The following is a 24558-nucleotide window of genomic DNA, read 5'->3' as shown; positions in this document are numbered from 1 at the left end:
TCGATCCGTTGGTGTCTCACGGTCGAGGCTAGGAGGACATTCCGGGCGCCGGGTAACAGAACCTTTGGGTGACCCCACAGGTGTCGTCGATGAACGCAGGTCAGGGAGGCGCGGCCCGGGTGGCGGGGGACTGCTCCACCCTCGTCAGACCCCCGCGCCCGACACCACCGGCGAGTCCGTCCGGTCGCCGACCGAGCCCTGTGTGGCCTTCTTCGGGATCGGCCGGTCGTGGCGCAGGGACTTCCAGACCTGGTGGGAGGCCTTCTCCAGGGGCAGGACGCGGCCCGCGTCCTGGGCGTCGTAGGTGACCGGGAGCGTGACCATGTCGGTCCGGTCGGGGCTGATGCCCTTCAGCTCCTTGGCGAGGCCGAGGAGCTTGTCGGCGGACGCCAGCTCGGAGTCCGCGCTGATGGTCTTCGTCGCGGTGTCGGCCAGGGCGTAGGACTTGCTCGGGCTGCCGAGCGGGTCGACGGTGTCGGCGCGGTGGATCAGGGCCTTGACGAACGCCTGCTGGAGCTGGATGCGGCCCAGGTCACTGCCGTCGCCCACGCCGTGCCGGGTACGAACGAGCGCGAGCGCGTCCTTGCCCTTCAGGCGGTGCTTTCCGGTGTCCAGGGAGAGGCCGCTGTTGCTGTCGTGGATGGCGTTGCGCGTGGTGATGTCCACGCCGCCGAGCTCGTCGATCAGCTTCTGGAAGCCCTTGAAGTCGACTTCGAGGTAGTGGTCCATGCGGACGCCCGACATCTTCTCCACCGTCTTCACGGTGCAGGCGGGCCCGCCCAGCGCGTACGAGGAGTTGAACACCGCCTTGTGGGCCGCCTGGACGTCGCCGTGCGAGGTCTTGCAGGTGGGGCGGTCGACCTCGGTGTCGCGCGGGATGCTGACGACGGAGGCCTTCTTGTGGGTCTTGTCGACGTGCAGGACCATCGCCGTGTCGGCGCGGGCGCCGAGGACGCCGCTGCCGTACTCGCCGTGGGTTCCCGCCCGGGAGTCGGAGCCGAGCAGGAGGATGTTCATCGCTCCGTCGTGCTGGTCGTGGGGCCGGTTGGCTCCGAGGGCGGCGTCCACGTCCGTGCCCTTGATGTTGCCGTTGAGGTGCTGCCAGGCGTAGGCCACACCGCCGCCGCCGACCAGGGTCAGGCCGAGGGCGCCGCCCGCCATCCAGCGCAGGGCGCGCTTGCGCCTGCGGTGCCGGGAGCGGCGCAACCGTGCGGGGCCGTAGGCGGGCACCGTGGGCGCCGCGGGCTCATCGGCCGGGTGCGGCTGGTGCTCGTTCCCGCTCTCGTGCGGCATGGGGAGGGCTTCCTTACTGCTGGGTACTGCTGGGTGCTGCTGGTGCTACGTGCTCGTCTGCGCCGGGGCGCGGCTCAGTACGCCGAGTCGACGTTGTCGATGGAGCCGTAGCGGTCGGCGGCGTAGTTCGCGGCCGCGGTGATGTTGGCGACCGGGTCCGTGATGCTGTTCGACGTACCGGAGACGTGGTACGTGTCGAAGGTGGGCTGGATCACCTGGAGCAGGCCCTTGGACGGGACGCCGTTCTGGGCGTTGACGTCCCAGCCGTTCTCGGCGTTCGGGTTGCCGGAGGACTCGCGCATGATGTTGCGGTGCAGGCCCTCGTACGAGCCGGGGATGCCCTTGGCCTTCATGATGTCGAGGGACTCGCGGATCCAGCCGTCGAGGTTGTTCGAGTACGTCTTGGCGGGCGCCGCGGGCTTGGCCGGGGCGGTGGCGGCCTTGGCGGTGGAGGCCTTGGCCGGGGCGGTGTGCTCCGCCGCCTGCGCCGGCGAGGAGGGCACCAGGGTGAGGGCCGCGGCGGCGGCCGCCGCCGTGGCGATACCGGCGGCGGAGATCCGGCGCATGCGGTCGGTGCGGTCGGCGGTGCGGGCCGGCATCGGGGCAAAGGGCATCAGCATGAGGGGGTGCCTCTCCAACGGGGTGGTGCACGAAGTGCGTCGTGCGGCGCGAGCCGGTGCCGGTGCTCTCCGGCCGCTCCCGGCTGCTCGGGACTCCATCAGGGGTAGCGGCGCGCGGTGGCCGGACGCAAAGGTGTGACGTACTACCCGAGTACGCAGAACCGGCAGATCGGGCACTTCGGACCAGGGTCGGGCGGCGGGGTTCCACGCCGGCCGGAATTACTACCGTCCTTAGCATGTGCCGTGGCTCATATGGGTGGGCTCACAGCCGGAGGGCCCTCCGGACCTCTCCGTCACCTGTCATCGGCTGTCATCGGCGCCACCGCAAAGACCCCCGCCGTTCACACCACTTCCACCCCGGCGTGTACAACCAGTCGCCCTCCTCGGGGGTCTGCTGTGATGACGATGCGCCGCGTTCCGCGGGGAACCGCCGCGCATCGGCACCACGGCGACAGGACGAAACGGGAGTGCGTGTGAACGGCATGAGACGGCAACGGTTGCTCGCGGCGTGTGCGACGGCCCTGGCGGTGACGGGTGGAGTCCTCCTGGTGACGACACCCGCGCAGGCCGAGCCCCGGGCGGCGGCCTCGCCCGCGGGTGACTTCGACGGCGACGGCTTCGGTGATCTGGCGGTGGGCGCCCCTGAGGGGACGATCGCCGGGTTCTCGAAGGCGGGCTACGTCTCGGTGGCGTACGGCACCTCGCAGGGTGTGCGCACGACCCGGCACAAGGGCATCACCCAGCGCACCGCGGGCATCCCGGGCACCCCGGAGGCGGGCGACCGGTTCGGTTCGGCGACGGCCGTCGGGGACGTGGACGGCGACGGGTACGCGGACCTGGTCATCGGGGCGGGCGGCGAGGCGATCGGCTCCGTGAAGGGGGCCGGTTCGGTCACCGTCGTCTTCGGCGCGAAGGGCGGCCTCAGCGCGGACGCCATCGCCTTCCACGCCCCGACGCCCACGGCCCGGCAGGCCTTCGGCAACAAGCTGGCCGTCGGCGACTTCGACCACGACGGGCGCGCCGACATCGCGGTCGCGGCCGGGACGAAGGTGCAGGTGGTGAAGGGGGCCGCCAAGCTGCGCGACACCCCGAAGCCGGCCATGAAGGCCCTCACCCCGCCGGGCGGCGGCGCCGGAACCGGCCAGATCGCGGCGGCCGACGTCAACGGCGACGGCTACAAGGACCTCGCCACCGTCGCCTACTCCGACGACGCGGCGGACGAGGGCACCCTCGGTGTCCTGGCCGGATCGGCCACCGGCCTCACCGGTACGACGCTCGGCAAGACGGGCCTGCCGTTCGCGGGTTACAGCATCGTCGCCGGTGATGTCACGGGCGACGGCAAGGACGACATCGTCGTGGACACCACGTTCTCGGACGGCCCCGACGACTTCCTGATGCGCATGTTCCCGGGCACCGCCTCGGGCATGGGCAAGGGCGTCGCCTACGGGGGCGAGGCGCAGCCCGGCCGCGCCGGCGTCCTCGCCGACCTCGACGGCGACGGCCACGCCGACCTGGTCACCTCCGACACCACCGCCACCGATCCGGACGGCTTCAACAACGCGGGCGCGGTGACGGTCGTCCCGGGCGCCGACTCCGGCCTCGACGCGCAGGGCGCGCACACCATCACCCTGGCCACGCCCGGCGTGACCGGCTCCAGCGAGGGCAACGACCTGTTCGGCTCGGCGGTGGCCGCGGGCGACTACGACGCGGACGGCACGGCCGACCTCACCGTGGGCGCCCCCGGCAAGTACCTCGGCACCGGCGCGGTCAGCGTCATCCCCGGCTCGGCGGACGGCCCGACCGGCAAGGGCTCGATCCTCTTCACCCCGGAGGACCTGGACCACCCGGCGGTCAAGGCCCGCTTCGGCTCGGCCCTGGGCGCGACGACGCGCCACTGACGCGGACGGCCTCGGAGCGTGCCGCCGCGCGCCCCGGGGCCGGTCTCACGCCGTGGGTGCCTCGGCGAGGGAGAGGCTGTTGCCGTCGGGGTCCAGCACGACGACATGGCGTACGCCGTTGCCGTAGGTCTCGACCGGCTCGTGGTCGACACCGTGTGCCGCCAGCCGGGCCAGGATCTCGTCCAGGCCGTTCACGCCGAGCGTGACCATGGCGCCACCCACGCGCGCGGCGCGGACGTCCCGGTCGTCGACGACGACCCACGCGTCCGCGCCGACCTGCCACAGGCGCTCCTCTCCGATGACCTCATCGGCCGGACGCCCGAAGAACACCGCGTACCACTCCACCGCCTTGGTCCGGTCGCTCACACACATCACGCTGTACAGATCCACCTGCACCACTCCTCCAGACCGGTTCGGTTCGGAAGGTGGACCGATTCCGGGCCCGGGACTCATCGTCCGCCATGCTGACCGGGTGACGGCACCACCGGACTCCCCCGACACCCTCCAGGCCGTCCTCTTCGACTCGGGCGGTGTGCTCATGCGGCCGATCGGTGGCCGCTGGAACCCACGAGCGGACTTCGAGCGAACCGTCCTCGACCACGTCCCGTCGATCACCTCGGACCAGTTCGCAGCGGCCATCGACGCGGGCGACGAGTTCTTCGCGACTGATTCGTCGACGCCCGACTACGACGACTACCACCGGCTGATGCTCCGCCACCTCGGCGTGGAGCCGACCTCGCGCCTCCTGGCCGACTTGCGCCGCGACGTGTCCCCGTCGGTCTTCCTGGAGACGTACCCGGACGTCGAGGAGACCCTGGAAGAGCTGAGCCGCCGAGGCGTCCGGATGGCCGTCGTGTCGGACGCCTGGCCCAACCTGCCCGACCTCCACGCCGGACTGGGCATCGCCCGGTACTTCGAGGCGTACGCGATCTCCGCGGTCCTCGGCTGCGAAAAGCCGGACCCGCGCATGTACCACCACGCCAGCACCGCGCTGGGCCTCGCGCCGTCGCAGTGCCTGTTCGTGGACGACGATCCCGATCTGGTCGCCGCGGCCGTCCAACTCGGTTACGCGGGCCGTGCGTTGTGCCGCGACGCGACCGGTTCCGATGTCCCGTCCATCGGCTCCCTGACCGAACTTCTGCAATTCTTCTGATGGTTCACGCCACCGCACCACCCTGTCGACGGCACACAACCGCCCCGACCGTCGCCAGCGCCAGAAACCCTCCCATCACCAGCGCCATCGGGGCGGCACTGCGCGTACCGAACAGGCCGACCAGTGGTGAAGCCGCGGCACCGAAGGTGAACTGGGCCGCGCCCAGCAGTGCGGACATCGCGCCGGGGGCCTCCCGTCCTCGCCCCTGGCCCACCGTGGTCAGGGCGGGGAACAGGAAACCGAACGACGCCACCGACACGAACAGGCACAGCCAGACCGGCCACAGGCCAGCACCGCCCGCGGCGGTGAACAGCAGGAGTGCGACCTGGCCCGCGAGGCCGACCGCGGCTCCCGCCAGCATCAGCGACTCCGGGCCGAACCGGCGGGCCAGGCGCCCGTACAACAGCGAGGCCCCCAGGTTCCCGAGCGCGTTCACCCCGTAGACGAGGCTGCTCGCCGCGGGCGAAAGGCGCAGCAGGTCGTGCAGCACGAACGTGGCCCCGGCCACGTAGGCGAAGACCGCAGCGCCCATGCAGCCCATGGTCAGTACCGGCGCCAGTACGGCGGGCCGCGCCAGGAGACGGGTCGTCGCGCGCAGGGCGCCTCCGGCCCCGCCCCCGAGGCGCCGTTGCGGCGGCAGCGACTCGGGCACGCCGCGCGCAAGACCCACCACCAGGACGACCCCGACGATCCCGAGCGCCACGAACACGAACCGCCACGGCGCGACCGCCAGCAGAGCCCCGCCCAACACCGGCGCCAGTACCGGACCCAGCGCCCCGATCCCCGACAACGTCCCGTACACACGAGCCAGTTCGGCCCCGTGGAACAGGTCGACGACCACGGCCCGCCCGACCACCAGGCCCGCGGCACCCGAGGCACCCTGACCGAAGCGCAATGCGGTCATCGCCTCGATCGTCGGCGCGAGCGCGCACCCCAGTCCGAACAGGGCGAACGCCGCCGTACCCAGCAGCAGGACGGGTCTGCGGCCCACCATGTCGCTCAGCGGCCCCAGGACGAGCTGCCCGACGATGACACCGAGCAGGAACGCCGTGAGCGTCACCTGCGTCCCCGCGCTGCTCGTGTCCAGCGACTGCGCCATGTCCGGCAGGCCGGGCACGTACATGTCCGTGGCCAAGGGGCTCGCGGCCCCGAGCCCGGCCAGCACCGCCAGGAGCAGCACCCGTGAACCACCGCGGGTCCCTGCCCGGGCTCGGCGGCTCCGCCTCGTTCCCTCCCGGCCGGCGATCACCTCGGTCGTCCCGGTGCCCCGTCAGCGGAATCTCCTCTGTCGTCCAATTCCAGGTCGACCAGGGCGAGTTGCTGCATCAGGTCGCCCGCCAGGCGCAGGAGTCCACGCTCGGCCGGCGTCAGGGTGCGTGCCAGGGCGGACGCCAACCAGGCGTTCCCGTCCCGGACATGATCCCGCAGCGCCTCCACACCGTCCTCGGTGACCACGATGTCCTGCCGCCGCTTGTCCACGGTGCTCCGGCTCCGCGCCACCCGCCCCTGTCGCTCAAGGTCCTGCACCACGCGCGTCAGCGACTGCGCCTGGACGCCCTCGATCGCCGCCAACTCGCTGATCGCCAGCGGGCCACGGTGCTTGAGGTTCGACAGCACCGAGGCCGACAGCCGGGTCAGGGGCTCGGCATTTCCCGGATGCTCCGCCCGCAGCCGGGACGCCAGGCGCGAGACGCCCCAGCGCAGTTGCTCAGCGGTGACCAAGTCCTCTTCGTCAGCGTCCATGAAACCAAGCTAGGGCTTCCCTCTTCACGGGAGAAGCCCTAGGACAGCGAAGGAAATACCAAGACCAAGCGTGCTACTTCCCGCTGGCGCCGAGAACCTCGTCCAGGACGCTCAACAGCCGGTCCGCGTCGTTCGCGTCGAAGATCAGGGGTGGGCGGATCTTCAGGACGTTGCCTTCCGCCCCGGTCGCCGAGATCAGGACCTTGCGTTCGCGGAGGCCGTTGACCACTGCGGTCGCCAGGGCCTGGTCCGGGGTCTTGGTGTCGCGGTCCGTGACCAGTTCCACGCCCACGTACAGGCCCGCCCCGCGGACGTCGCCGATGGCGGGGTGGCGGGCGCTCAGGTCGGTGAGGCCCGTGCGCAGGAGTTCGCCGACCCGCCGGGAGTTGTCGAGGAGGTTCTCGTCGCGGATGACGTCGAGGGTCGCCTGGGCCGCGGCGATGGCCACCGTGTTGCCGCCGAAGGTGTTGAAGTACCGCATGTCGTGGCCGAATTCGGCGACGGCGTCGTGGGTGACGGCGATGCCCGCGACGGGGTAGCCGTTCCCCATGGGCTTGCCCATCGTGACGATGTCGGGGTGCACGTCGTGCCGCTGATGGCCCCACATCCGCTCGCCGGAGCGGGCGAAACCGCACTGCACCTCGTCCGCGATGAACAGTCCGCCCGCGTCCTGCACCGCCTTGACGGCCGGGCCGAGCAGATCCGTCGGCTGGGCGTACAGGCCGTCGGAGCTGAAGAGGGAGTCGACGACGAAGGCCGCCACGCCCACCCCGTGGCGCTCCAACTCGCTTATCTGCTCGCGCACATGGTCGGCGAACCACTCCGCCATGCCATCCCGGGGGACGCGGTACGAGTCCGGGGTCGGCACACGGCGCACCCACGTGCCCAGCAGCGCGTTCTCGCCCATCGCCGGTGAGATCCCCGCCACCTGCTCGGAATTGCCGTGGTACGCCTCCGAGGTGATGATGACGCCCTGGTTGCCGGTGCGGTACTTGGCGATGCGCAGCGCGAGGTCGTTGGCCTCCGAGCCGGTGCAGGTGAACATCGCGTGGCCGTCCGCGACCGGCCCGGTGAGGGTCGTCAGCAGGTCCTCCGCGTAGTCCAGGACGCCTTCCTGGAGGTAGCGGGTGTGCGTGCACAGTGTCTGCATCTGCGCGTGCACGGCCTCGACGACGTGCGGGTGGGCGTGGCCGACCGAGACCACGTTGTTGTAGGCGTCGAGGTACTCGTTGCCCTCGTCGTCCCACAGGCGACAGCCCTTGCCGCGCACGATGTGCAGCGGCTGCTGGTAGAAGAGGCGGTAGGCCGGGCCCAGCAACTTCGCGCGGCGTTCGACCAGATGGCGGGAGGCCGGCGAGAGACCTTCCGCCGCGCTCGGGTCGAACGCGTTGTTCATCTTTCCGCGGGCCTTGGTGCCGGTCTCAGGGGTGCTCATGCTCGTCCTTCGTGGTGGTGTGTGCGGTGGGCGGCCCGGTCAGAGGAACGTCGCGGAGATCTCGTCGGGCGTACGGTCGAGGAACCACGCCAACTGACCCCAGCCCGGGCGGGTGTTGCGCAGGATGTACGTGGTGTTCCCCGGGATCAGCGACGCCCGGTGCAGGGTGATGAGCGCCCGGGCGACCACCCGGCCCATCACGAGGTGCGGGAGCAGCGCCAGTTCCGTCTCGGTGAGGTCGGCGTCGCGAAGGTAGCCGCGCAGCACGTCGCGGGCCTCGGCGAACAGGTCCGGCACCGGTCGCCGCGTGGCGTCCCGGGGCAGCTGGTTGAGCAGCGCGGTGGCGACGTCCACCGCGATCGCGGTGTGCACGGCGTCGCCGAAGTCGATGACACCGGTGACGAATGCGGGGGCGCCGTGGTCGACGAGGAGGTTGGACGTGCTGAAGTCGTTGTGCAGCACCTGGCTGCGCAGGGAGGGAAGTTGGGGCACGACCACGTCCGTGTAGCGCGACAGGCCCTCGGCCAGGGCCCGGCGTTGCGCGGCGTCCGGGACTTCGTCGAGCAGGGGGCGCAGCGCCGGGAGGTGGCGGACGTCCCAGGCGCACACCCTGCCGTCCGCCGGGTGCCGGAAGTCGGCGGTGGCGTGCCGCAGTCGGGCCAGCATCTCCCCCACGCGTTCCCGTTCCGGCGCGGAGGTCCCCGTCGTGTCGAGCGGTGTGCCGGCGGCGAAGGTCATGACGCGTGCCAGGCGGTGCCGGCCGGACCCGTCCCGCACCGGTTCGAGCAGTCGGCCGCCGCGCGAGGGCAGCAGTTCGGGGACCGGCACCCGGTACCCGGATTCGTGCACGTGCCGCATCAGCTCGGTCTCGAAGTCGACTTCGCCGTCGTCCTCGTCGGGGTGGGAGATCTTCACGACGAAGGATTCGCCGCCCGAGGTGTCGAGGCGGAAGGTGTCGTCCTTCTCCGTCGCCAGCCGGGTCGCGGCGACGACGTCGAGGGGCCATCGCGCGCGGGCCAGGGCGACCGCTTCGGACTCGCCCATCACCGCGTGGGCCGCGGCGAGGCGCCCGCTCCCCAGGCCGAGCCGGTCGAGCGTCACCCCGGGTCCCGCACCCTCGATCTTCCGGGCAACCGCGTCCGTCATGCCACCGTCCTCCCCCGGCGCGCAGGTCACCGGTGATCTCCGTAATGACGTACTCGACGTTCGTGCGCTCCTCGTGCCGCTCTCGCTCCTCGCCCCCTCCTCGCACGCCGCGTGCCGCTCGTACTCCTGTGCCTCCTCGAAGGAATACGCCGTCATGCCCTCGCCAAAACCTGCCTCGCGCCTACCGGAAGCCGAGGTCCGATTCCGTGCCGGTCAACTCCCCGCTGGCGGCCCACAGTCGTGCGGCCACGTCCGCGTCCGCCATGTGCGCGGGAATCTGCTCCCGCCGCGGCGTCCCCCGGAGCCCGAAGACCCGCGGCCCCCACAGGTCGCCTCCCCGTACCTGCGGATCGAGCACGGCACGTACGACGGGCCGGGCCCCGGCCTCCTTGCCCTGCACCAGGAGCGCGGCGGGCAGGGCGCGCAGCCGTTCGCCGGGCCTCGTCACGCGGATCGGCGGGCGGGACGGGGTGAGGGAGTCGAGCGCGCCGCCGGGGTGGGCGACCACGCTGAGGACGGTGCTGTCGATGGCACGGAGCCGGCGGTCGAGTTCGAAGCCGAAGGACATCTGGGCGAGTTTCGAGCGGCCGTAGGTGCGCTTGGGCCGGTAGTCCCGGGTCGACTGGAGATCGTCGAGGTCCAGTCGCTCGGAGCGTGCCGCGAAGCTTCCCACCGTCACGACTCGGCCCGCGGGCGCCGCGGAGAGCAGGGGTGCCAGCCACCGGGTCAGGGCGAAGTGGCCGAGGTGGTTGGTGGCGAACATCAGCTCGTGGCCGTCGGCGGTCGCCCGGCGGGGCGGGTCGTCGAGCGCGACGCCCGCGTTGTGGACCACCGCGTCGAGACGGTCGAGGCCGAGGCCGGCCACGGACGCCTTCAGGGACGTCAGGTCGGCAAGGTCGAGGCGGAGGTGACTCACCCGTGCGTCGGGGACACGCGAGCGGATCGAGGCCATCGCCGTGTCGGCCTTGCCGCGGTCCCGGCAGCCGAGGACGACGTGTGCGCCGGTGGCGGCGAGTTGCTCGGCGGTGAAATAGCCGATCCCGGCGTTGCCACCGGTGACCAGGAAGGTGCTGCCCTCGGCGGGCGGCAGGCGGTGAACGTCCCACGGCCGGTGCCGGGTTGCGGAAGACACGGTGTCGGGCTCCTTGCGCTCTGGGGCGGCGTGCTCAGGGACTTGGGGAGCAGCCGTGCGCTCAGAATGACAAGACCTACCGACATGTCGCCGACAGGTCTCCGACACACTGCGACCCGACACACCGCGGCCCGGACACGTCACGGCCCGGACACACCGCGGCCCGGATCGCGACGCCGCTTACACGGTCGGCGTCGCGGTCCGGGCCGCAGGGACTCTCTCCGTCAGGTCAGCCGGCGACCTCGGCCCGCTCCTCCGCGGCCGCACCGGACTCGGCCTCGGCCCCGGCCGGTGCGGACTGCGGGCCCGCACCGGTCTTGCGGCGCACCGCGAGGACGTAGACCACCGTGAGCAGCGCCAGCCAGACCGCGCCGACCTCGAGCGCCACGCGGGTGTCCTCGTGGAAGCCGAGCAGGACCAGGACGGCGGCCATGAAGACGAGCGTGATGATCTGGCCGTAGGGCCAGAACGGGGCCGGGAACTTCAGGGCCGCGGTCTCCTCGGCAGACATCGAGCGGCGGGCCTTCACGTGGGTCAGCATGATCATCACCCAGACGAAGACCGTCGCGAACGTGGCGATCGAGGAGATGATCAGGAAGATCTCGCCGGGCACGACGGCGTTCATCACGACACCGAAGAGCAGCGCGCCGATCATGACGAGGGTGGTCACCCACGGCACACCGTTGCGGGTCGTACGGCGCATGGCCGCGGGCCCGTGGCCGCGTTCGGCGAGGCCGTACATCGTGCGTCCGGCGGCGAAGATGTCACTGTTGATGGCCGACAGGGCGGCGGTCAGGACGACGACGTTGAGGACGGCGGCCGCGGACTTGAGGCCGACCCCGGCGAAGATCTGCACGAACGGGCTGCCCGAGTCGTCGATCTGCTGCCACGGGGTGATCGACATGATCACGGCGAGGGTCAGGACGTAGAACAGGATGATCCGCATCGGGATGGTGTTGACCGCGCCCGGGATCGTCTTCTCCGGGGACTGCGCCTCGCCCGCCGTGACACCGATGATCTCGGTGCCGCCGAAGGCGAACATGACGATGGCGAAGGAGATCACGAAGCCGTCGATGCCGCCCGCGAAGAAGCCGCCGTGGCTCCACAGGTTGTCCAGGCCGACGTGCACGTGGCCGCTGCCGAGACCGAAGGCGATGACCGCGATGCCGACGAGGATCATCGCGACGATGGCGACGATCTTCACGAGGGAGAGCCAGAACTCCAGCTCGCCGAAGACCTTCACGCTGACGAGGTTGAGCGCGCCGACGATGACGACGGCGGCGAGGACCCAGATCCAGCGGGGCACGTCGGGGAACCAGAAGCCCATGTAGACGCCGATGGCGGTGACATCGGCGACGGCCACGATGACCATCTCGAAGGCGTACGTCCAGCCGGTCACGAAGCCGGCCAGCGGGCCCAGATACCGGTTCGCGTACTCGCCGAAGGAGCCGGCGGTCGGCGATGCCACGGCCATCTCGCCCAGCGACCTGAGGACGAGGAAGACGGCGGCGCCGCCGATCAGATAGGCGAGCAGGACGGCCGGGCCGCCCGCCTGTATGGACTCGGAGGAGCCGTAGAACAGCCCCGTGCCGATGGCCGAGCCGAGCGCGATGAAGCGGATGTGCCGTGAGTTGAGCCCTCGGCTCAGGCCGGCCTTTTCGGTACGCAAACGAGTGTCTCCCTCTTCGGGGTGGGGCCAACGGACGTTCCGGGGGACCTGATGTCCGGGCTCCCTATGACGAACGGCAGCCTGTATATTCCTGTCTATACAGGTGCGTCAAGAGGTGGTCCGATGAGTGAGCGCACGAACGGCCCGGAGCGACCCCCCGGAACCGCGTCGAGCGCGTCCCCGGCCGTGGGACGCGCCCTGGACATATTGCTGTACCTCGCCGGCCGACCTGGCCTGGTGCAAGCCGCTACTCTAGCCCGTGACCTGGGCATTCCACGTTCGTCGGCCTACCACATCCTCACCGTCCTGGCCGACCGCGGCTTCGTCACCTACGTACCTTCGGAGCAGGCCTACGGACTTGGTGTCTCGTCCTTCGAGGTGGGCTCGGCGTACCTGCGTCACGAGCCGCTGGAGCGTCTTGCCCGGCCCGTCCTGCGCACGATCGCGAGCCGTCTCGGCCAGACCGTGCACCTCGGGATCCTGCACGGCGCGGAGACGGTCTATCTCCTCAAGGAGCGTCCTCCGGCCCGTGCCGGTGACATCGACATCGCACTCGTGACGGATGTGGGTGTGCGGCTGCCCGCACACCTGACGGCCAACGGGCGCGCCATCCTCGCGCACACCTCCGAGGCGCAGCTGCGCGTGCTGTTCTCCCGGCCGGGCGGTCTCACCACCCGCACCGGGCGCGGTGCGCGTTCGCTCGCGGAGCTGACCGCCGAACTCGGCAAGGAGCGGGAGCGCGGCTGGTCGCAGGAGGTGGAGCTGGTGTCACCGGGCTTCTGCTCGATGGGCGCGGCCGCCTTCGACCACAACGAACGCCCGGTGGCCGCGATCAGCACCACCTGGCGCCGCCACCACGGCCGGCACGACACCGAGGACGTCCGCGAGGCACTCGCCCAGGGCGCGGCGCGCCTGACCACGGCGCTCTCGGGACACATCCCGGCGCCGGGTGCCGGCCAGGCATCATCCTGAGCCCGGCCCGTGCTCAGTGCGTGGCGAACGCACCCTCGAGCCGGTAGCGGGTACCCGGGTGCAGAAGCCGGGCGATGCTCACGAGGGCGTCCCGCGACCAGGTGCGGCGTTGGATCAGCAGACACGGCTCGGCCGGGCCCACGTCGAGGATCGCGCACTCCTCCGGCGAGGCCAGGACCGCCTCGACGATGTGCTCGCCGCGGCCGAGCGGAGCCACCTTCGACAGGAACGTGAACGGTGTCTGAAGCGTGAAGTCCTGCTCCAGGTAGCCGGGCGCGAAGGCCGGGTTCACGTACCGGTCCTCCAGCTGGAGCGGCACGCCGTCCTCGTAGTGCACGACCTGGGAGCGGAAGACCGGTTGTCCCTTGCCGAGGCCGAGGTGCGCGCCGGTCCGCTCGTCGGCCTTCTCCTCACCCAGGGACAGCACGCGGGCCGAGTAGCGGTGGCCGCGCCGGAGCACCTCGTCGGCGATGTTGTGGACCTCGAGGAGCGCGGAGCTGGCCTTGCGTTCGGCGACGAAGCTGCCGACGCCCATGACGCGCCGGATGACCCCGTCGGAGGCGAGTTCGCGCAGCGCGCGGTTGACCGTCATCCGGGACAGGCCGAGCGCGTCGACGAACTGGCTCTCCGAGGGCAGGGCGTCGTCCTCCCGCCAGCGGCCGTCCCTGATCTGCCGCTCGACGAGCTCCTTGACGCGCTGGTACGCGGGCACGGCGCTGCTCGCGCCCTCCTCGTACCACCGGGCCAGCTCGGCCGGCTCCACCGTCATGTCGCCCACTGTCCTCGCCATCCGCTCCCCCGCTACCGGCTACTGCTGCGTACATCGAATCCTATGGGGGCGGCGCCCGCGACGGACGGGCCGATGGTCCCGCTCACGGGAAGCGTCTCGGATCCGAGAAATACCGGCGGCCCCGCTGGTCCCGGCTTCCCGGCTCGCGTGTGATGACGGTGCACAACGGCTCGATCCCCTTGAGGAGCACACATGACCAGCCCTTCCCCCGAAACGCCGGGCGTCGTCCGGGCCCCGCGCGGCACCGGGCTCAACACCCTGGGGTGGCAGCAGGAGGGCGCCCTGCGGATGCTCATGAACAACCTCGACCCCGAGGTCGCCGAGCACCCCGAGGACCTCGTCGTCTACGGCGGCACCGGGAAGGCCGCCCGCAACCACGCCGCGTACGACGCGATCGTGCGCACGCTCAAGACCCTTGAGGCCGACGAGACGCTTCTCGTGCAGTCCGGCAAGCCGGTCGGCGTGATGCGGACGAACGAGTGGGCGCCGCGGGTCCTGCTCGCGAACTCCAACCTCGTGGGTGACTGGGCGAACTGGGAGGACTTCCGCAAGCTGGAGGCCGAGGGCCTCATGATGTACGGCCAGATGACGGCCGGCTCGTGGATCTACATCGGCTCGCAGGGCATCCTCCAGGGCACCTACGAGACCTTCGGCGCGGTCGCCCGCAAGAAGTTCGACGGCACGCTGGCCGGGACCATCACGCTCACCGCCGGCATGGGCGGCATGGGCGGCGCCCAGCCGCTCGCGGTCACCATGAACGACGGTGTCGCGATCTGCGTCGACGTCGACGAGACGCGCATCGACCGCCGCATCGGCACCCGCTACCTGGACGTGAAGGCCGACAACCTCGACCACGCGCTCGAACTGGCCGTCCAGGCGCGCGACGAGCGCCGCGGCCTGTCCATCGGCGTCGTCGGCAACGCGGCCGAGATCTTCCCGGAGCTCCTGGAGCGGGACGCGCCGATCGACATCGTCACGGACCAGACCTCCGCGCACGACCCGCTCGCGTACCTGCCGGTCGGCATCTCCGTCGCGGACTGGCACAAGGAGCGCGAGGCGGACCCGGCCGGGTTCACCGAGAAGGCCCGGCAGTCGATGCGCCTGCACGTCGAGGCCATGGTCGGCTTCCTCGACAAGGGCGCCGAGGTCTTCGACTACGGCAACTCGATCCGCGACGAGGCCCGCAAGGCCGGCTACGACCGGGCGTTCGCGTTCCCCGGCTTCGTCCCGGCGCACATCCGGCCACTGTTCGAGGAGGGCCTCGGCCCGTTCCGCTGGGCGGCGCTCTCGGGCGACCCGAAGGACATCGCGGCCACCGACAAGGCGATCAAGGAGCTGTTCCCGGAGAACAAGCACCTGCACCGCTGGCTCGACATGGCCGGTGAGCGTGTCGCGTTCGAGGGCCTCCCGGCGCGCATCTGCTGGCTCGGCTACGGCGAACGCCACCTGGCGGGCCTCAAGTTCAACGAGATGGTCGCCAGCGGCGAACTCTCCGCTCCTGTCGCCATCGGCCGCGACCACCTCGACTCGGGCTCGGTCGCCTCCCCGTACCGCGAGACCGAGTCGATGCTCGACGGCTCGGACGCCGTCGCCGACTGGCCGCTGCTCAACGCCCTGGTGAACACCTCGTCCGGTGCCTCCTGGGTGTCCATCCACCACGGCGGCGGCGTCGGCATGGGCCGCTCCATCCACGCGGGCCAGGTGTGCATCGCGGACGGCACCGAGCTCGCCGCCCGCAAGCTGGAGCGCGTGCTCACGAACGACCCCGGCATGGGTGTCATCCGGCACGTCGACGCCGGGTACGAGCACGCCTCCTCGGTGGCCAAGGAGCGCGGCGTGCGCGTTCCGATGACGGAGGGCGAGGGCGACTCCGCCTGAGTACGTCCCACGAGTTCCGGGAGGGCGCTCTCCCGGTCGCCGACGTTCCGGCCCGGCCATGGTCGGGCCGGGACGACGGTCCTGGCGCGGAGAACCTGCGCTGGCACCACGTCGTCGGGCTCGATGCGGCATCGGCACAGCCGGGTGAAGTGGCGTTCGTCGGCTTCGCGAGCGACGAGGGTGTGCGCCGCAACAAGGGGCGCCAGGGCGCCGCACAGGGCCCGGACGCGCTGCGCCGTGCCCTTGCCCCGATGGCGCTGCCGAAGCCGCTGCGGGCGCTCGACGCGGGTGACGTGGTGGTCGACGGGGACGCCCTTGAGGCGGGCCAGGAACGGCTCGGCGCCGGCGGACGGCTCGGCGCTGCTGAACCTCGACGCGCACTTCGACCCGTCCGACGACGCGCGGCCCAGCTCGGGCGCTCCGTTCCTGCACATGGCCAGGGACGAGGCCCGGCACTGCCGTGACCTCGACTACTCGGTGCTCGGCACCAGTCGGGCCGTGAACACGGAGGCGCTGTTCTGCACCGCGGGGTCGCTCGGGGTGTAGAACCTGCCGGACACCGAGCGCGGGGTGCTGGACATGGCGCGGGTCGCGGCCGGCGGAAAGGTCGTGGTGTGCGATGTCGTGGAGCTGAACCGGGAGTTCGATGTCGACACCCGCACGGCCCGAGCGGCCGTCCACCCGGCCCACCGCATCGCGTCCGGCCGGTCCTGACACCGCTCCCCCACGAACAGGCCGCCAGGTCGCCCGGCAAGAACGCCGCGGCCTGGCGGCTGCGGCGTTCCCGCGATGGTCCGACTCAGTCTCAGTCCATGCTCGCGCGCCATCGCGCGGAACCGCCCTGCACCTCGGCGATGCTTGGATGCCGCACGGCGTCCAGCCCGTCGTCGGCGAGGAGTTCAGCGATCAGGGGCGCGGGCCCGAACACCTCCGTGGCGCTCAGGTCCCAGTCGGTCAGAACGAACCACGAACCCTCCACGGGCCACCAGTGCGCGGGGAACTGGATCCCTGTGGCCCGGTCGGGCCCTGCGCAGGCGTCGTGGTGGGCCAGGGCTTCGTCCAGGCGGCCCCGGCGGGCGGGGACCGGTCGGCCGATGTCCTCGATCGCCGCCTGGGCCCAGTAGCACTCGGTGCGGGGCCCGTCGGGGCTGTGCCGGGCGAGGATGTCGACGAGGCGCGCCAGGGTGCGGCGGTCGATCTCGCCCAGGTCCGGCGTCCCGAGGTCCGCGGGCAGGTCGAGACCCTCGAACACGCGGAAGGAGGGCGTGAACCGCCAGTCCGTCAGATGTTTGCCGGCGTGCGCCAGCACGTCGTTCCACCGGACCGGTTCCCCTCCCACCGTGACGGTGTGCAGGACCCAGCAACGGTCCGCGAACCCCTCTTGGGGCTCATGTCCCAAGAGGGCCTCGTCCGCGTCCAGCATCGGCCGCACGCCGCCCAGCGGATCGTCGTCCGACAGCAGCTCCACCATGGGCTCCCCTCGACGGGCTCAGCCGACCTCGGTCAGGCTCACGACCGCCAGGACCCCTGCGACGTCCACGTCGACGGGGGTCTCGTCGTCCTGGAGCAGCACCGCGTCCAGGCGGTTCAGGCGGACGGAGTCCAGCGTCGCCGTGCCGTCCAGGACGAGGGCCAGGACGCGGGTGCCCGGGGACGGTGCGAGGACGGTCGGGCCGCGCTCGATGCGGACGTCGGCCTTCGCCTCGGTGCGGCGGGTCATGACGTTGAAGTCGACCAGGGGGCCGCCGAGGAGACGGCAGTCGGTCGTGGCGTCGCCGGAGAAGGGGAAAGGGGTGTAGCGGGTGTCGATGATGTGTTCCGTGCCGTCGACCGTGAGGGCCATGCCAGGACCCTCGACGACGGTGATGATCCGGTCGACGCCCTCGAACGCGGAGAACGGACCCGCGGTCGCCACGTCGGCGAGGCTGATGCGCCACGCGAAGTCGTCCGTGCCCGACCCCTCGGGGTGGGCCAGGACCTCGGTGGTGATGCCTCCGCCGTTCTTCCAGGGGGCGGGAGTGCGTTCGTCGGCGCGGAGGATCTGGGGGGCCATGACGGTGAGTTGTCCTTGTCTTCGTACGGACGGCACAGGGCCGAGCCTAACGCTCGGCCGTGTGCCGTGATGCGAGGGCGGCTTCGGTGAAGACGCGGTAGCCGGCCTCCGGGTCGTAGCCGTGGATCTCGCGGGTGTCGAGGGCCGCCATGTACGTCAGGACGTCCTTGCTGACGACCTGTCCGGGGACGAGGACCGGGAAGCCCGGCGGATACGGCGTGACGAACGTGGCGGAGACGACGGTACGTCCTCGTGCCATCGCGTCGGTGATGGCGTCCACCGTGAGGTGCTCGCACTCGGTGTCGTCGTAGGCGAGGAAGAACGCGGCGCGCATGTCGCCCTCGGGGGTGTGCGGGCTCGGCCTGAACACCGGGTGGAACGCGCTGAAGTCGGGCAGCGCGGCGGAGCCCGCGTCGAGGGCGCTGACGGCATCCCGGTGCGCGGAGCGGTCGTGCGGACCCATCTCGCCGACGCTCTCCTCCAGGTCCTCGGCGATCCGCACGAGCACCTCGATGAGGTAGGCGACGGAGCTGCGGGTGGTGCCGATGTTCGTCATGAACAGGAGCGTGTTGCGGGTGGTCTTGTTGACCTGGACGCCGTGCCGGTCCATGAGGAGGTCGTGCTTGAAGGTGTCCCCGTCGATCCCGGTGCGGCCGATGTGCATGGTGGCCCGGGTGGGGTCGAGCACGAACTCGTCCTCCTCCCAGGCCCGTTCCATCCTTGCGAGGCCCGCGGGCAGCGGCTGGTCGATGCCGGAGGAGCGGAAGCGGGGCGGGACGAGTTCGGGGGTGGTGAGGATGTGCAGGTAGCGGCTGAGCAGCGGGTGCTGGTCGACGGCGTCGCGGAGCACTCCGGCCTGTTCGAGCTGCTTCTGGACGAGGGCGTACCCCTCCAGGACGGCCTGTCGGCGACCCAGGTCCATGGAGGCGAGGATCTGGTAGTTGGGCGAGGTCGAGGTGTGCGTCATGTACGCCTCGTGGAACACCTCGGCGACCTTGTGCCGGAAGTCCTGGTCGAAGACGTGGACCATGGAGCCCTGGCGCATCGAGGTGAGCGTCTTGTGCGTGGACTGGGTGGCGTAGACGCGGACGCGGACCTGCTCGGGGTCGGGCATCAGCCGGGTGGTGGCGAGGGTCTCGTCGTCCGGGTCCTCGCCGAGGCTCTCGCGGTGGGCGGCGTACGTGTCCGCGTACGCGGGGTCGCGGTAGCGGTCGGTGAGCGTCCGGGCGGAGGCCATCGCGGTGCGGCGGCGGTACACGGGGTGGAAGCGGGCGAAGGCGAACCACGCCTCGTCCCACAGGAACGCCAGGTCCGGCTTGAGCGCCAGGCACTCCTCCATGACGCGCGAGGGGTTGTAGACGATGCCGTCGAAGGTGCAGTTGGTGAGCATCAGCAGCTTGACGCGGTGCAGGACGCCCTCACGGCCCAACATCAGCAGCTTGCGCTTGATCTCCTCGACGGGGACGGCGCCGTACATGCCGTACTCGTCGAGGGGATACGCGTCGAGGTAGACGACGTGGGCGCCGGCCAGCACGAGCCCGTAGTGGTGCGACTTGTGGCAGTTGCGGTCGACGAGCACGATGTCGCCGGGCCGCACCATCGCCTGCACGACGATCTTGTTGGCGGTCGAGGTGCCGTTGGTGACGAAGTAGGTCTGGCGGGCGCCGAAGGCCTCGGCGGCCAGGTCCTGGGCCTCGCGCAGCGGGCCCGTGGGGGCGAGCAGCGAGTCGAGACCGCCGGACGTGGCGGAGGTCTCGGCGAGGAAGATGTTGAGGCCGTAGAAGTCGGCGATCTCCGGTATCCAGGGCGAGTTGAGCACCGAGGCGCCGCGGGAGACGGGCAGCGCGTGGAAGACGCCGGTGGGCTTGCGGCTGTGGGCGCGCAGCGCGGTGAAGAACGGGGCGCGGTGGCGTTCGGTGATGCCGTGCAGGATCGACAGGTGGAGTTCGAGGAGGCCGTCGCGGGCGTGGAAGACGCGCCGGAAGCGGCGGCTCAGCCGGCCCGCGGTGGACTCGACGGCCCGTTCGGACACGAGGTAGAGGTCGAGTTCGGGGCGCAGGGCGAGGAGCCGGTCGCCGAGCGTGCTGACCTGTTCCTCACTGCCGCCGGGGCTCGCGGAGGCCGCGTCGGCCGACTCGTCGAAGAAGCGGCGCACGACGCTGAGGTCGTGCCGGGAGCGGTCGGTGAAGCGGTCGCGGATGACGACGGCCTGGAGGCTGGAGTTGACCAGCGAGGTGATGACCGCGTCCTCGAAGCTGGGGGCGACGACGATCTCGTAGGCGAACTCGTCGTCGGGGCGGCGCAGTCGGCGCAGTTCGGCGCGCAGGGCCTGTTCCTCGGCGGCGTCGAGGTCGCCGACGACGAGGACCTCGAAGTACGGGGTGGTGGGCGCGGGCAGGGTGTGTGCGCCGTCGGCGGTGTCGTCGGGCGCGGGGCTGGGGGTGGCGGCGGTGTGCGGGGCGGTGCCGCGGTGCCGGTGGCCCGCGAGCGCGCGGTTCAACTCGTCGGCGCGCTGGGCGAGATGGCGGTGGTCGCCCTCGTCGAGCAGGGCGGCGAGTTCCGTGAGGGCGGGGATGCCGGGGAAGGCCCAGCAGTGCTCGATGGGCGTAAGGAGGTCGATGAGTTCCTCGATGCCCGCGACGGTGTGCGGGTGACCGTCCGCGCCCTGCGTGGCGAGGCGGTGGGTGAGGTCCGTCAGGGAGCTCCAGGCGTCGGCGCGCAGTTGCCCGACGCTGTTGTGCACCGTGGCCGTCGGCAGGTCATTCACCGGGAAGGAGCTCCTTCTGAGGGCTGCCCGGCCGCGCCGCGGACGGGGAGGGCACGAAGAGGGTGGGGCGTGGCGTGGGTGGCAGCGGGCCGGGGCCTTGCCGGTTGCGCCGGGTCCTGACCGGCCCTTCCCTTCGGCACGTTGAGGGACGTGCGAGGGGAAGGGCCGGTAGGGGCCCGGCACACCTCCCGGTTCCCGCCGGGGCCGGGAGGTGTGAGGGACGGGATGCGTCCGGGTCAGACGAGCGAGCCGGTGACGGACTCCGCGGCGGCCACGGCGCGGCCGGAGGCGACGTACTGGACGGCCTCTTCGATCTCCGGGGCGAGCCAGCGGTCGGTGCCGGGGCCCTCGACGGTCTCGCGCAGCCCGTCGCGCACGGCCGCGGTGGCCGGAGCGGGGGTGAGCGGGGCGCGCAGGTCCAGGGCGCGGGCGGCCGTGTAGAGCTCGACGGCGAGGACGCGGTTCAGGCCGTCGATGGCACGGCGCAGCTTGCGGGCGGCCGACCAGCCCATGGAGACGTGGTCCTCCTGCATGGCGCTGGAGGGGATCGAGTCGACGGAGGCCGGGGTGGCGAGCCGCTTGAGCTCGGAGACGATCGCGGCCTGCGTGTACTGGGCGATCATGTGGCCGGAGTCGACGCCCGGGTCGTCGGCCAGGAAGGCGTTCAGGCCGCGGTTGCGGGCCGGGTCGAGGAAGCGGTCGGTGCGGCGCTCGGAGATCGAGGCGACGTCGGCGACGGTGATCGCGAGGAAGTCGAGCACGGCGGCGACAGGGGCGCCGTGGAAGTTGCCGTTGGACTCGACGCGGCCATCGAGGGTGACGACCGGGTTGTCGACGGCGCTGGCGAGCTCGCGGGAGGCGACGAGTTCGGCGTGGCCGAGGGTGTCGCGGGCGGTGCCGTGGACCTGCGGGGTGCAGCGCAGCGAGTAGGCGTCCTGCACGTAGGTGCAGTCCGGGCCCGCGTGGCTTGCGATGATCGCCGAGTCGGCGAGCAGGGAGCGCAGGTTGCCGGCGGAGTCGCCCTGGCCGGGGTGCGGGCGCATGGCCTGGAGGTCGGCGGCGAACACGGCGTCGGTGCCGAGCTGGCCCTCGACGCTCATGGCGGCGGCGATGTCGGCGGTGCGCAGCAGCTTGCGCAGTTCGTGGGCGGCGAGGACGAGCATGCCGAGCATGCCGTCGGTGCCGTTGATGAGGGCGAGGCCCTCCTTCTCCTCCAGGACGACCGGGGTGATGCCGGCGGCGGCGAGGGCCTCGCCCGCGGGCTTCTTCTCACCGTCGGCGGTGCGCACGACGCCCTCGCCCATGACGGCGAGCGCGCAGTGCGCGAGCGGGGCCAGGTCGCCGGAGCAGCCGAGCGAGCCGTACTCGTGGACGACCGGGGTGATCCCGGCGTTCAGGAGCGCGGCGTAGGCCTCGGCGGTCTCGGTGCGCACACCGGTGCGGCCGGTGGCGAGGGTGGAAAGACGCAGCAGCATGAGGGCGCGCACGACCTCGCGCTCGACCTCGGGGCCCGAACCCGCCGCGTGGGAGCGCACGAGGCTGCGCTGGAGCTGGGCGCGCAGCTCGGTGGGGATGTGACGGGTGGCCAGGGCGCCGAAGCCCGTCGAGACGCCGTAGTGGGGCTTGACGTCGTCGGCGAGGGCCTTGATGACCTCGCGACTGCGGGCGATCTCCTGGAGGGCCTCGGGGGCGAGGGCCACCTGGGCGCCGTGACGGGCAACGGAAACAACTTCGTCGGCTGCGAGGGCACCGACACCAACAACAACGTTCATGCCCCTATCAAGCCGCAGCCGGGCAAGGGTTCGCGAGTCGTGCGACACGTCTTGTGTCTGGGATCCAAGACGCTGTGTCTGGGTACCCAGACAGATGGTTTGCGACGTCCCTGGTCTACGCTCGCCCCATGAGCATCGTCCCGGCCGCGGCCCAGGTCCTGGCCGTCCTGCGCTATCTGGCCCGCCAGGCCGCTCCCGTGCCCGCGGCCGCCATCAGCCGTGACGTGGGGCTGCCACGCTCGACGACGTACCACCTGCTCGACACCCTGGCGGCGGACGGCTTCGTGGTCCATCTGCCGGAGGAGCGGCGCTACGGGCTCGGGGTCAGCGCCTTCGAACTCGCCTCGGGCTACGAGCGCCAAGCCCCGTTCCAGCGCCTGGCCCGGGCCCCGCTCGCCGCGCTCGTCGACCGCACCGGTCACAACGCGAACCTCGCCGTGCTGCACGGCCGCGAGGTCATCTACGTCATCGAGGAGCGCGCGCCGGGCCGGCCGCCGCTGGTCAGCGAGGTGGGCGTGCGCCTGCCCGCGCACCTCACGGCGAGCGGGCGCGCGATCCTGGCCCTGCTGCCGCCCGCCCAGGTGCGCGCCCTCTTCCCCGACCGCTCGGCGTTCGTGCAGCGTCACAGCGCGGGCCCGGCGACGCTGACCGCCCTGCGCACGCTGCTCACCCAGGCCCGCCGCCGCGGCTACGCGACGGAGGAGGGCGAAGTCACCCCCGGCCTGTCCTCGGTCGCCGCGCCGGTCCTCGACCACCACGCCCACCCGATCGCCGGAATCGCCGTGACGTTCCCCGACGAGACGGTGGACGAGGCGGAGCAGCGGCGGATAGCGGGCCATGTGGCGCAGACGGCGCGGGAGCTGACGCGGCGGGTCGGCGGGGCGACGCGGGCGCCGTCGGCCTAGGCCAGAGCACACGACCCCGTCGCGATGACTTTTCGACGCGGGGGCGGTCAGTACACACAACAGGCAGCCACTGCCAGCGTCTCGACTCCCCACGGAGAACGCCATGCCCCTGGACCTCTTCGCCGGCATCCCCGTCACCGACTACGCCGCGGCGCTCGCCTGGTACGAGCGGTTCTTCGGCGCGAAACCGTCGTTCCTGCCGAACGACATCGAGGCGGTGTGGGAGGTGGCCGAGCACCGCTACGTCTACATCGTGGAGGACCCGGAACGCGCGGGGAACGCGCTGACCCTGTCCTTCGTGGACGACCTCGACACCCGCATCGCCGAGATCGCGGAACGCGGCCTGGAGCCCGCGAAGCGCGAGACGTTCGACGGCGGCGTCACGAAGGTGATCTACCGGGACGCGGACGGCAACGAGATCAGCTTCGGCGGCAAACAGGCCTGACACGCCCGGCCTGCACGGCCCCTCACCGCCGGTGGACCCCGAGCCCTTCGTGGCCCGCCGCGAGGTCGGGGCACAGGACGAGTTCCTCGTCGTACTCACCGCCGGCCTCGGGCCGGTACGCCAGCGGCTCCTCGTCGGGAAGCGTACGCAGCCGCTCCTTCAGCGCGGCGGAGGTACGGGCGTAGTCCGCCGCGTCGTGCCGGTCCGCGCCGTATGTCACGAACGGCGCGAGCGGCGCCATCCCCGTGTACCAGAACGTGCCGTGCAGCAGCGGGAACAGCACCTGGTCCGCCTGCCCGTGGATCCCGCGCGGCCCGAACCCGGACGGCCTGGCCCCCACCGACGTGACGACCAGGGCCCGCTTTCCGGCCAGACCGCCGTCGCCGTACCGGCGGGTGTGCCCGTCCGGCGCCTTCACGCCGAACCCGAGCCCCTGCACCAACACCCGGTCGAACCAGCCCTTGAGGATCGCCGGAGGCCCGAACCACCACAGCGGGAAGTGCAGTACCACGACATCGGCCCGGACCAGCTTCTCGATCTCGCCCCGGATGTCGGCGCTCAACTCCCCTGCCGCATAGGCCCGTTCCTGCTCGGAGCCGACGAACAGCCGCTCACTGCTGGACGCCCCGCAGCCGAAGTCGTCGGCATCGAGGACCGCCTTCCACTTCATCGCGTACAGGTCGGACACCTGGTACGCGTGCCCGAGACCGTCGAGGGCCTCGAGCGCGTCGGCCATCAGGGAACCGTTGAGGGAACGCTGTTCGGGGTGGGCGAAGACCCAAAGAATGTTCATGCCTCGAGCGTGCGCCCCGACCCTCGTACGGCGTCAGTGGCCAGACGGTCATGGGGTGAAAGAATCTGGCCACTGTCCAGGCGCCCCGGTCAAA

General features: G+C 71.5%; 23 protein-coding genes. 8 read left to right on the top strand and 15 right to left on the bottom strand.

All coding sequences use genetic code 11. From position 1 onward, the window contains the following. Positions 1-144: 144 nt before the first annotated feature. Positions 145-1293, bottom strand: a complete 1149-nt coding sequence (locus ACNYS0_RS40500) for an LCP family protein (RefSeq protein WP_422481532.1) — start codon at positions 1291-1293, stop codon at positions 145-147. A gap of 74 nt (positions 1294-1367) precedes the next feature. Further along, the gene (locus ACNYS0_RS40495; RefSeq protein ID WP_422428958.1) at positions 1368-1913 is read right to left on the bottom strand and encodes a transglycosylase SLT domain-containing protein; all 546 of its coding nucleotides are present in this window, start codon (positions 1911-1913) and stop codon (positions 1368-1370) included. Between the two features lie 482 nt (positions 1914-2395). On the opposite strand from ACNYS0_RS40495, the gene ACNYS0_RS40490 reads away from it, so the two are divergent. Beyond that, positions 2396-3811, top strand: a complete 1416-nt coding sequence (locus tag ACNYS0_RS40490; protein WP_422482900.1) for an FG-GAP-like repeat-containing protein — start codon at positions 2396-2398, stop codon at positions 3809-3811. A gap of 45 nt (positions 3812-3856) precedes the next feature. On the opposite strand, the gene ACNYS0_RS40485 is transcribed toward ACNYS0_RS40490, so the two are convergent. Beyond that, a complete protein-coding gene (locus ACNYS0_RS40485; RefSeq protein WP_422481530.1) occupies positions 3857-4201 on the bottom strand; it encodes a VOC family protein in 345 nt (114 codons plus the stop codon). An 82-nt stretch (positions 4202-4283) separates the two neighbouring features. Between ACNYS0_RS40485 and ACNYS0_RS40480 the strand changes: the two genes are divergently transcribed. Further along, positions 4284-4964, top strand: a complete 681-nt coding sequence (locus tag ACNYS0_RS40480) for an HAD family hydrolase (protein ID WP_422481528.1) — start codon at positions 4284-4286, stop codon at positions 4962-4964. A 4-nt stretch (positions 4965-4968) separates the two neighbouring features. Here ACNYS0_RS40480 and ACNYS0_RS40475 read toward each other — a convergent pair whose 3' ends face one another. The 6 genes from ACNYS0_RS40475 to ACNYS0_RS40450 form a co-directional block, all read right to left on the bottom strand. Continuing rightward, entirely contained in the window at positions 4969-6144 is a 1176-nt protein-coding gene (locus ACNYS0_RS40475; RefSeq protein ID WP_422481526.1) for a multidrug effflux MFS transporter, read from the bottom strand. Between the two features lie 65 nt (positions 6145-6209). Then, positions 6210-6707 (bottom strand): MarR family winged helix-turn-helix transcriptional regulator, encoded by a 498-nt coding sequence (locus ACNYS0_RS40470; RefSeq protein WP_422481524.1) that lies wholly within the window; start codon positions 6705-6707, stop codon positions 6210-6212. Between the two features lie 73 nt (positions 6708-6780). Further along, positions 6781-8142, bottom strand: a complete 1362-nt coding sequence (locus tag ACNYS0_RS40465) for an aspartate aminotransferase family protein (protein ID WP_422481522.1) — start codon at positions 8140-8142, stop codon at positions 6781-6783. 39 nt (positions 8143-8181) lie between these two features. Next, positions 8182-9288 (bottom strand): phosphotransferase, encoded by a 1107-nt coding sequence (locus tag ACNYS0_RS40460; protein ID WP_422481520.1) that lies wholly within the window; start codon positions 9286-9288, stop codon positions 8182-8184. A 181-nt stretch (positions 9289-9469) separates the two neighbouring features. After that, positions 9470-10420 (bottom strand): SDR family NAD(P)-dependent oxidoreductase, encoded by a 951-nt coding sequence (locus tag ACNYS0_RS40455; RefSeq protein WP_422481518.1) that lies wholly within the window; start codon positions 10418-10420, stop codon positions 9470-9472. Positions 10421-10649: 229 nt separating this feature from the next. Beyond that, entirely contained in the window at positions 10650-12089 is a 1440-nt protein-coding gene (locus ACNYS0_RS40450; RefSeq protein ID WP_422481516.1) for an amino acid permease, read from the bottom strand. 123 nt (positions 12090-12212) lie between these two features. Between ACNYS0_RS40450 and ACNYS0_RS40445 the strand changes: the two genes are divergently transcribed. After that, on the top strand, positions 12213-13061 hold the full coding sequence (locus ACNYS0_RS40445; RefSeq protein ID WP_422481514.1) for an IclR family transcriptional regulator: 849 nt from the start codon (positions 12213-12215) through the stop codon (positions 13059-13061). 13 nt (positions 13062-13074) lie between these two features. Here ACNYS0_RS40445 and hutC read toward each other — a convergent pair whose 3' ends face one another. Continuing rightward, positions 13075-13830: a histidine utilization repressor gene (gene hutC / locus ACNYS0_RS40440; protein ID WP_422481512.1), complete on the bottom strand. Its 756-nt coding sequence runs from the start codon at positions 13828-13830 to the stop codon at positions 13075-13077. A gap of 213 nt (positions 13831-14043) precedes the next feature. On the opposite strand from hutC, the gene hutU reads away from it, so the two are divergent. The 3 genes from hutU to ACNYS0_RS40425 all read left to right on the top strand — a co-directional run bounded on the left by hutU (position 14044) and on the right by ACNYS0_RS40425 (position 16443). Continuing rightward, positions 14044-15729 (top strand): urocanate hydratase, encoded by a 1686-nt coding sequence (gene hutU / locus ACNYS0_RS40435; protein ID WP_422481510.1) that lies wholly within the window; start codon positions 14044-14046, stop codon positions 15727-15729. A gap of 315 nt (positions 15730-16044) precedes the next feature. Beyond that, a complete protein-coding gene (locus ACNYS0_RS40430) occupies positions 16045-16275 on the top strand; it encodes a hypothetical protein (RefSeq protein ID WP_422481508.1) in 231 nt (76 codons plus the stop codon). A gap of 33 nt (positions 16276-16308) precedes the next feature. Then, positions 16309-16443 carry a hypothetical protein gene (locus ACNYS0_RS40425; protein WP_422481506.1) on the top strand — a complete coding sequence of 45 codons (135 nt, stop codon included), beginning with the start codon at positions 16309-16311 and terminating at the stop codon, positions 16441-16443. 91 nt (positions 16444-16534) lie between these two features. On the opposite strand, the gene ACNYS0_RS40420 is transcribed toward ACNYS0_RS40425, so the two are convergent. The 4 genes from ACNYS0_RS40420 to hutH all read right to left on the bottom strand — a co-directional run bounded on the left by ACNYS0_RS40420 (position 16535) and on the right by hutH (position 22321). After that, on the bottom strand, positions 16535-17200 hold the full coding sequence (locus tag ACNYS0_RS40420; RefSeq protein ID WP_422481504.1) for a hypothetical protein: 666 nt from the start codon (positions 17198-17200) through the stop codon (positions 16535-16537). Between the two features lie 18 nt (positions 17201-17218). Then, a complete protein-coding gene (locus ACNYS0_RS40415; protein ID WP_422481502.1) occupies positions 17219-17782 on the bottom strand; it encodes a HutD/Ves family protein in 564 nt (187 codons plus the stop codon). A 46-nt stretch (positions 17783-17828) separates the two neighbouring features. Next, positions 17829-20549 carry an aminotransferase class I/II-fold pyridoxal phosphate-dependent enzyme gene (locus ACNYS0_RS40410; protein WP_422481500.1) on the bottom strand — a complete coding sequence of 907 codons (2721 nt, stop codon included), beginning with the start codon at positions 20547-20549 and terminating at the stop codon, positions 17829-17831. 236 nt (positions 20550-20785) lie between these two features. Further along, positions 20786-22321 (bottom strand): histidine ammonia-lyase, encoded by a 1536-nt coding sequence (hutH, locus tag ACNYS0_RS40405; RefSeq protein WP_422481498.1) that lies wholly within the window; start codon positions 22319-22321, stop codon positions 20786-20788. A 128-nt stretch (positions 22322-22449) separates the two neighbouring features. On the opposite strand from hutH, the gene ACNYS0_RS40400 reads away from it, so the two are divergent. Then, positions 22450-23226: an IclR family transcriptional regulator gene (locus ACNYS0_RS40400; RefSeq protein ID WP_422428970.1), complete on the top strand. Its 777-nt coding sequence runs from the start codon at positions 22450-22452 to the stop codon at positions 23224-23226. A gap of 103 nt (positions 23227-23329) precedes the next feature. Continuing rightward, a complete protein-coding gene (locus ACNYS0_RS40395) occupies positions 23330-23671 on the top strand; it encodes a VOC family protein (protein ID WP_422481496.1) in 342 nt (113 codons plus the stop codon). A 22-nt stretch (positions 23672-23693) separates the two neighbouring features. Here ACNYS0_RS40395 and ACNYS0_RS40390 read toward each other — a convergent pair whose 3' ends face one another. Then, entirely contained in the window at positions 23694-24464 is a 771-nt protein-coding gene (locus ACNYS0_RS40390) for an NAD(P)H-dependent oxidoreductase (protein WP_422481494.1), read from the bottom strand. Positions 24465-24558: the final 94 nt, after the last annotated feature.

This window comes from Streptomyces anthophorae, from assembly GCF_049310305.1.
In the GTDB taxonomy this organism is placed as follows: Bacteria; Actinomycetota; Actinomycetes; order Streptomycetales; family Streptomycetaceae; genus Streptomyces.
This window is presented reverse-complemented; position numbering and strand designations above follow the sequence as displayed.

Excerpts from the sequence above, each read along its gene's own strand:
- ACNYS0_RS40490 (WP_422482900.1), top strand. The coding sequence starts at position 2,396 with ATGAGACGGCAACGGTTGCTCGCGGCGTGTGCGACGGCCCTGGCGGTG.
- ACNYS0_RS40465 (WP_422481522.1), bottom strand. The coding sequence starts at position 8,142 with ATGAGCACCCCTGAGACCGGCACCAAGGCCCGCGGAAAGATGAACAAC.
- ACNYS0_RS40425 (WP_422481506.1), top strand. The coding sequence starts at position 16,309 with ATGGCGCGGGTCGCGGCCGGCGGAAAGGTCGTGGTGTGCGATGTCGTG.
- ACNYS0_RS40460 (WP_422481520.1), bottom strand. The coding sequence starts at position 9,288 with ATGACGGACGCGGTTGCCCGGAAGATCGAGGGTGCGGGACCCGGGGTG.
- ACNYS0_RS40495 (WP_422428958.1), bottom strand. The coding sequence starts at position 1,913 with ATGCTGATGCCCTTTGCCCCGATGCCGGCCCGCACCGCCGACCGCACC.
- ACNYS0_RS40470 (WP_422481524.1), bottom strand. The coding sequence starts at position 6,707 with ATGGACGCTGACGAAGAGGACTTGGTCACCGCTGAGCAACTGCGCTGG.
- ACNYS0_RS40420 (WP_422481504.1), bottom strand. The coding sequence starts at position 17,200 with ATGGTGGAGCTGCTGTCGGACGACGATCCGCTGGGCGGCGTGCGGCCG.
- ACNYS0_RS40390 (WP_422481494.1), bottom strand. The coding sequence starts at position 24,464 with ATGAACATTCTTTGGGTCTTCGCCCACCCCGAACAGCGTTCCCTCAAC.
- ACNYS0_RS40445 (WP_422481514.1), top strand. The coding sequence starts at position 12,213 with ATGAGTGAGCGCACGAACGGCCCGGAGCGACCCCCCGGAACCGCGTCG.
- hutH (WP_422481498.1), bottom strand. The coding sequence starts at position 22,321 with ATGAACGTTGTTGTTGGTGTCGGTGCCCTCGCAGCCGACGAAGTTGTT.
- ACNYS0_RS40395 (WP_422481496.1), top strand. The coding sequence starts at position 23,330 with ATGCCCCTGGACCTCTTCGCCGGCATCCCCGTCACCGACTACGCCGCG.
- hutU (WP_422481510.1), top strand. The coding sequence starts at position 14,044 with ATGACCAGCCCTTCCCCCGAAACGCCGGGCGTCGTCCGGGCCCCGCGC.
- hutC (WP_422481512.1), bottom strand. The coding sequence starts at position 13,830 with ATGACGGTGGAGCCGGCCGAGCTGGCCCGGTGGTACGAGGAGGGCGCG.
- ACNYS0_RS40500 (WP_422481532.1), bottom strand. The coding sequence starts at position 1,293 with ATGCCGCACGAGAGCGGGAACGAGCACCAGCCGCACCCGGCCGATGAG.
- ACNYS0_RS40415 (WP_422481502.1), bottom strand. The coding sequence starts at position 17,782 with ATGGCCCCCCAGATCCTCCGCGCCGACGAACGCACTCCCGCCCCCTGG.
- ACNYS0_RS40400 (WP_422428970.1), top strand. The coding sequence starts at position 22,450 with ATGAGCATCGTCCCGGCCGCGGCCCAGGTCCTGGCCGTCCTGCGCTAT.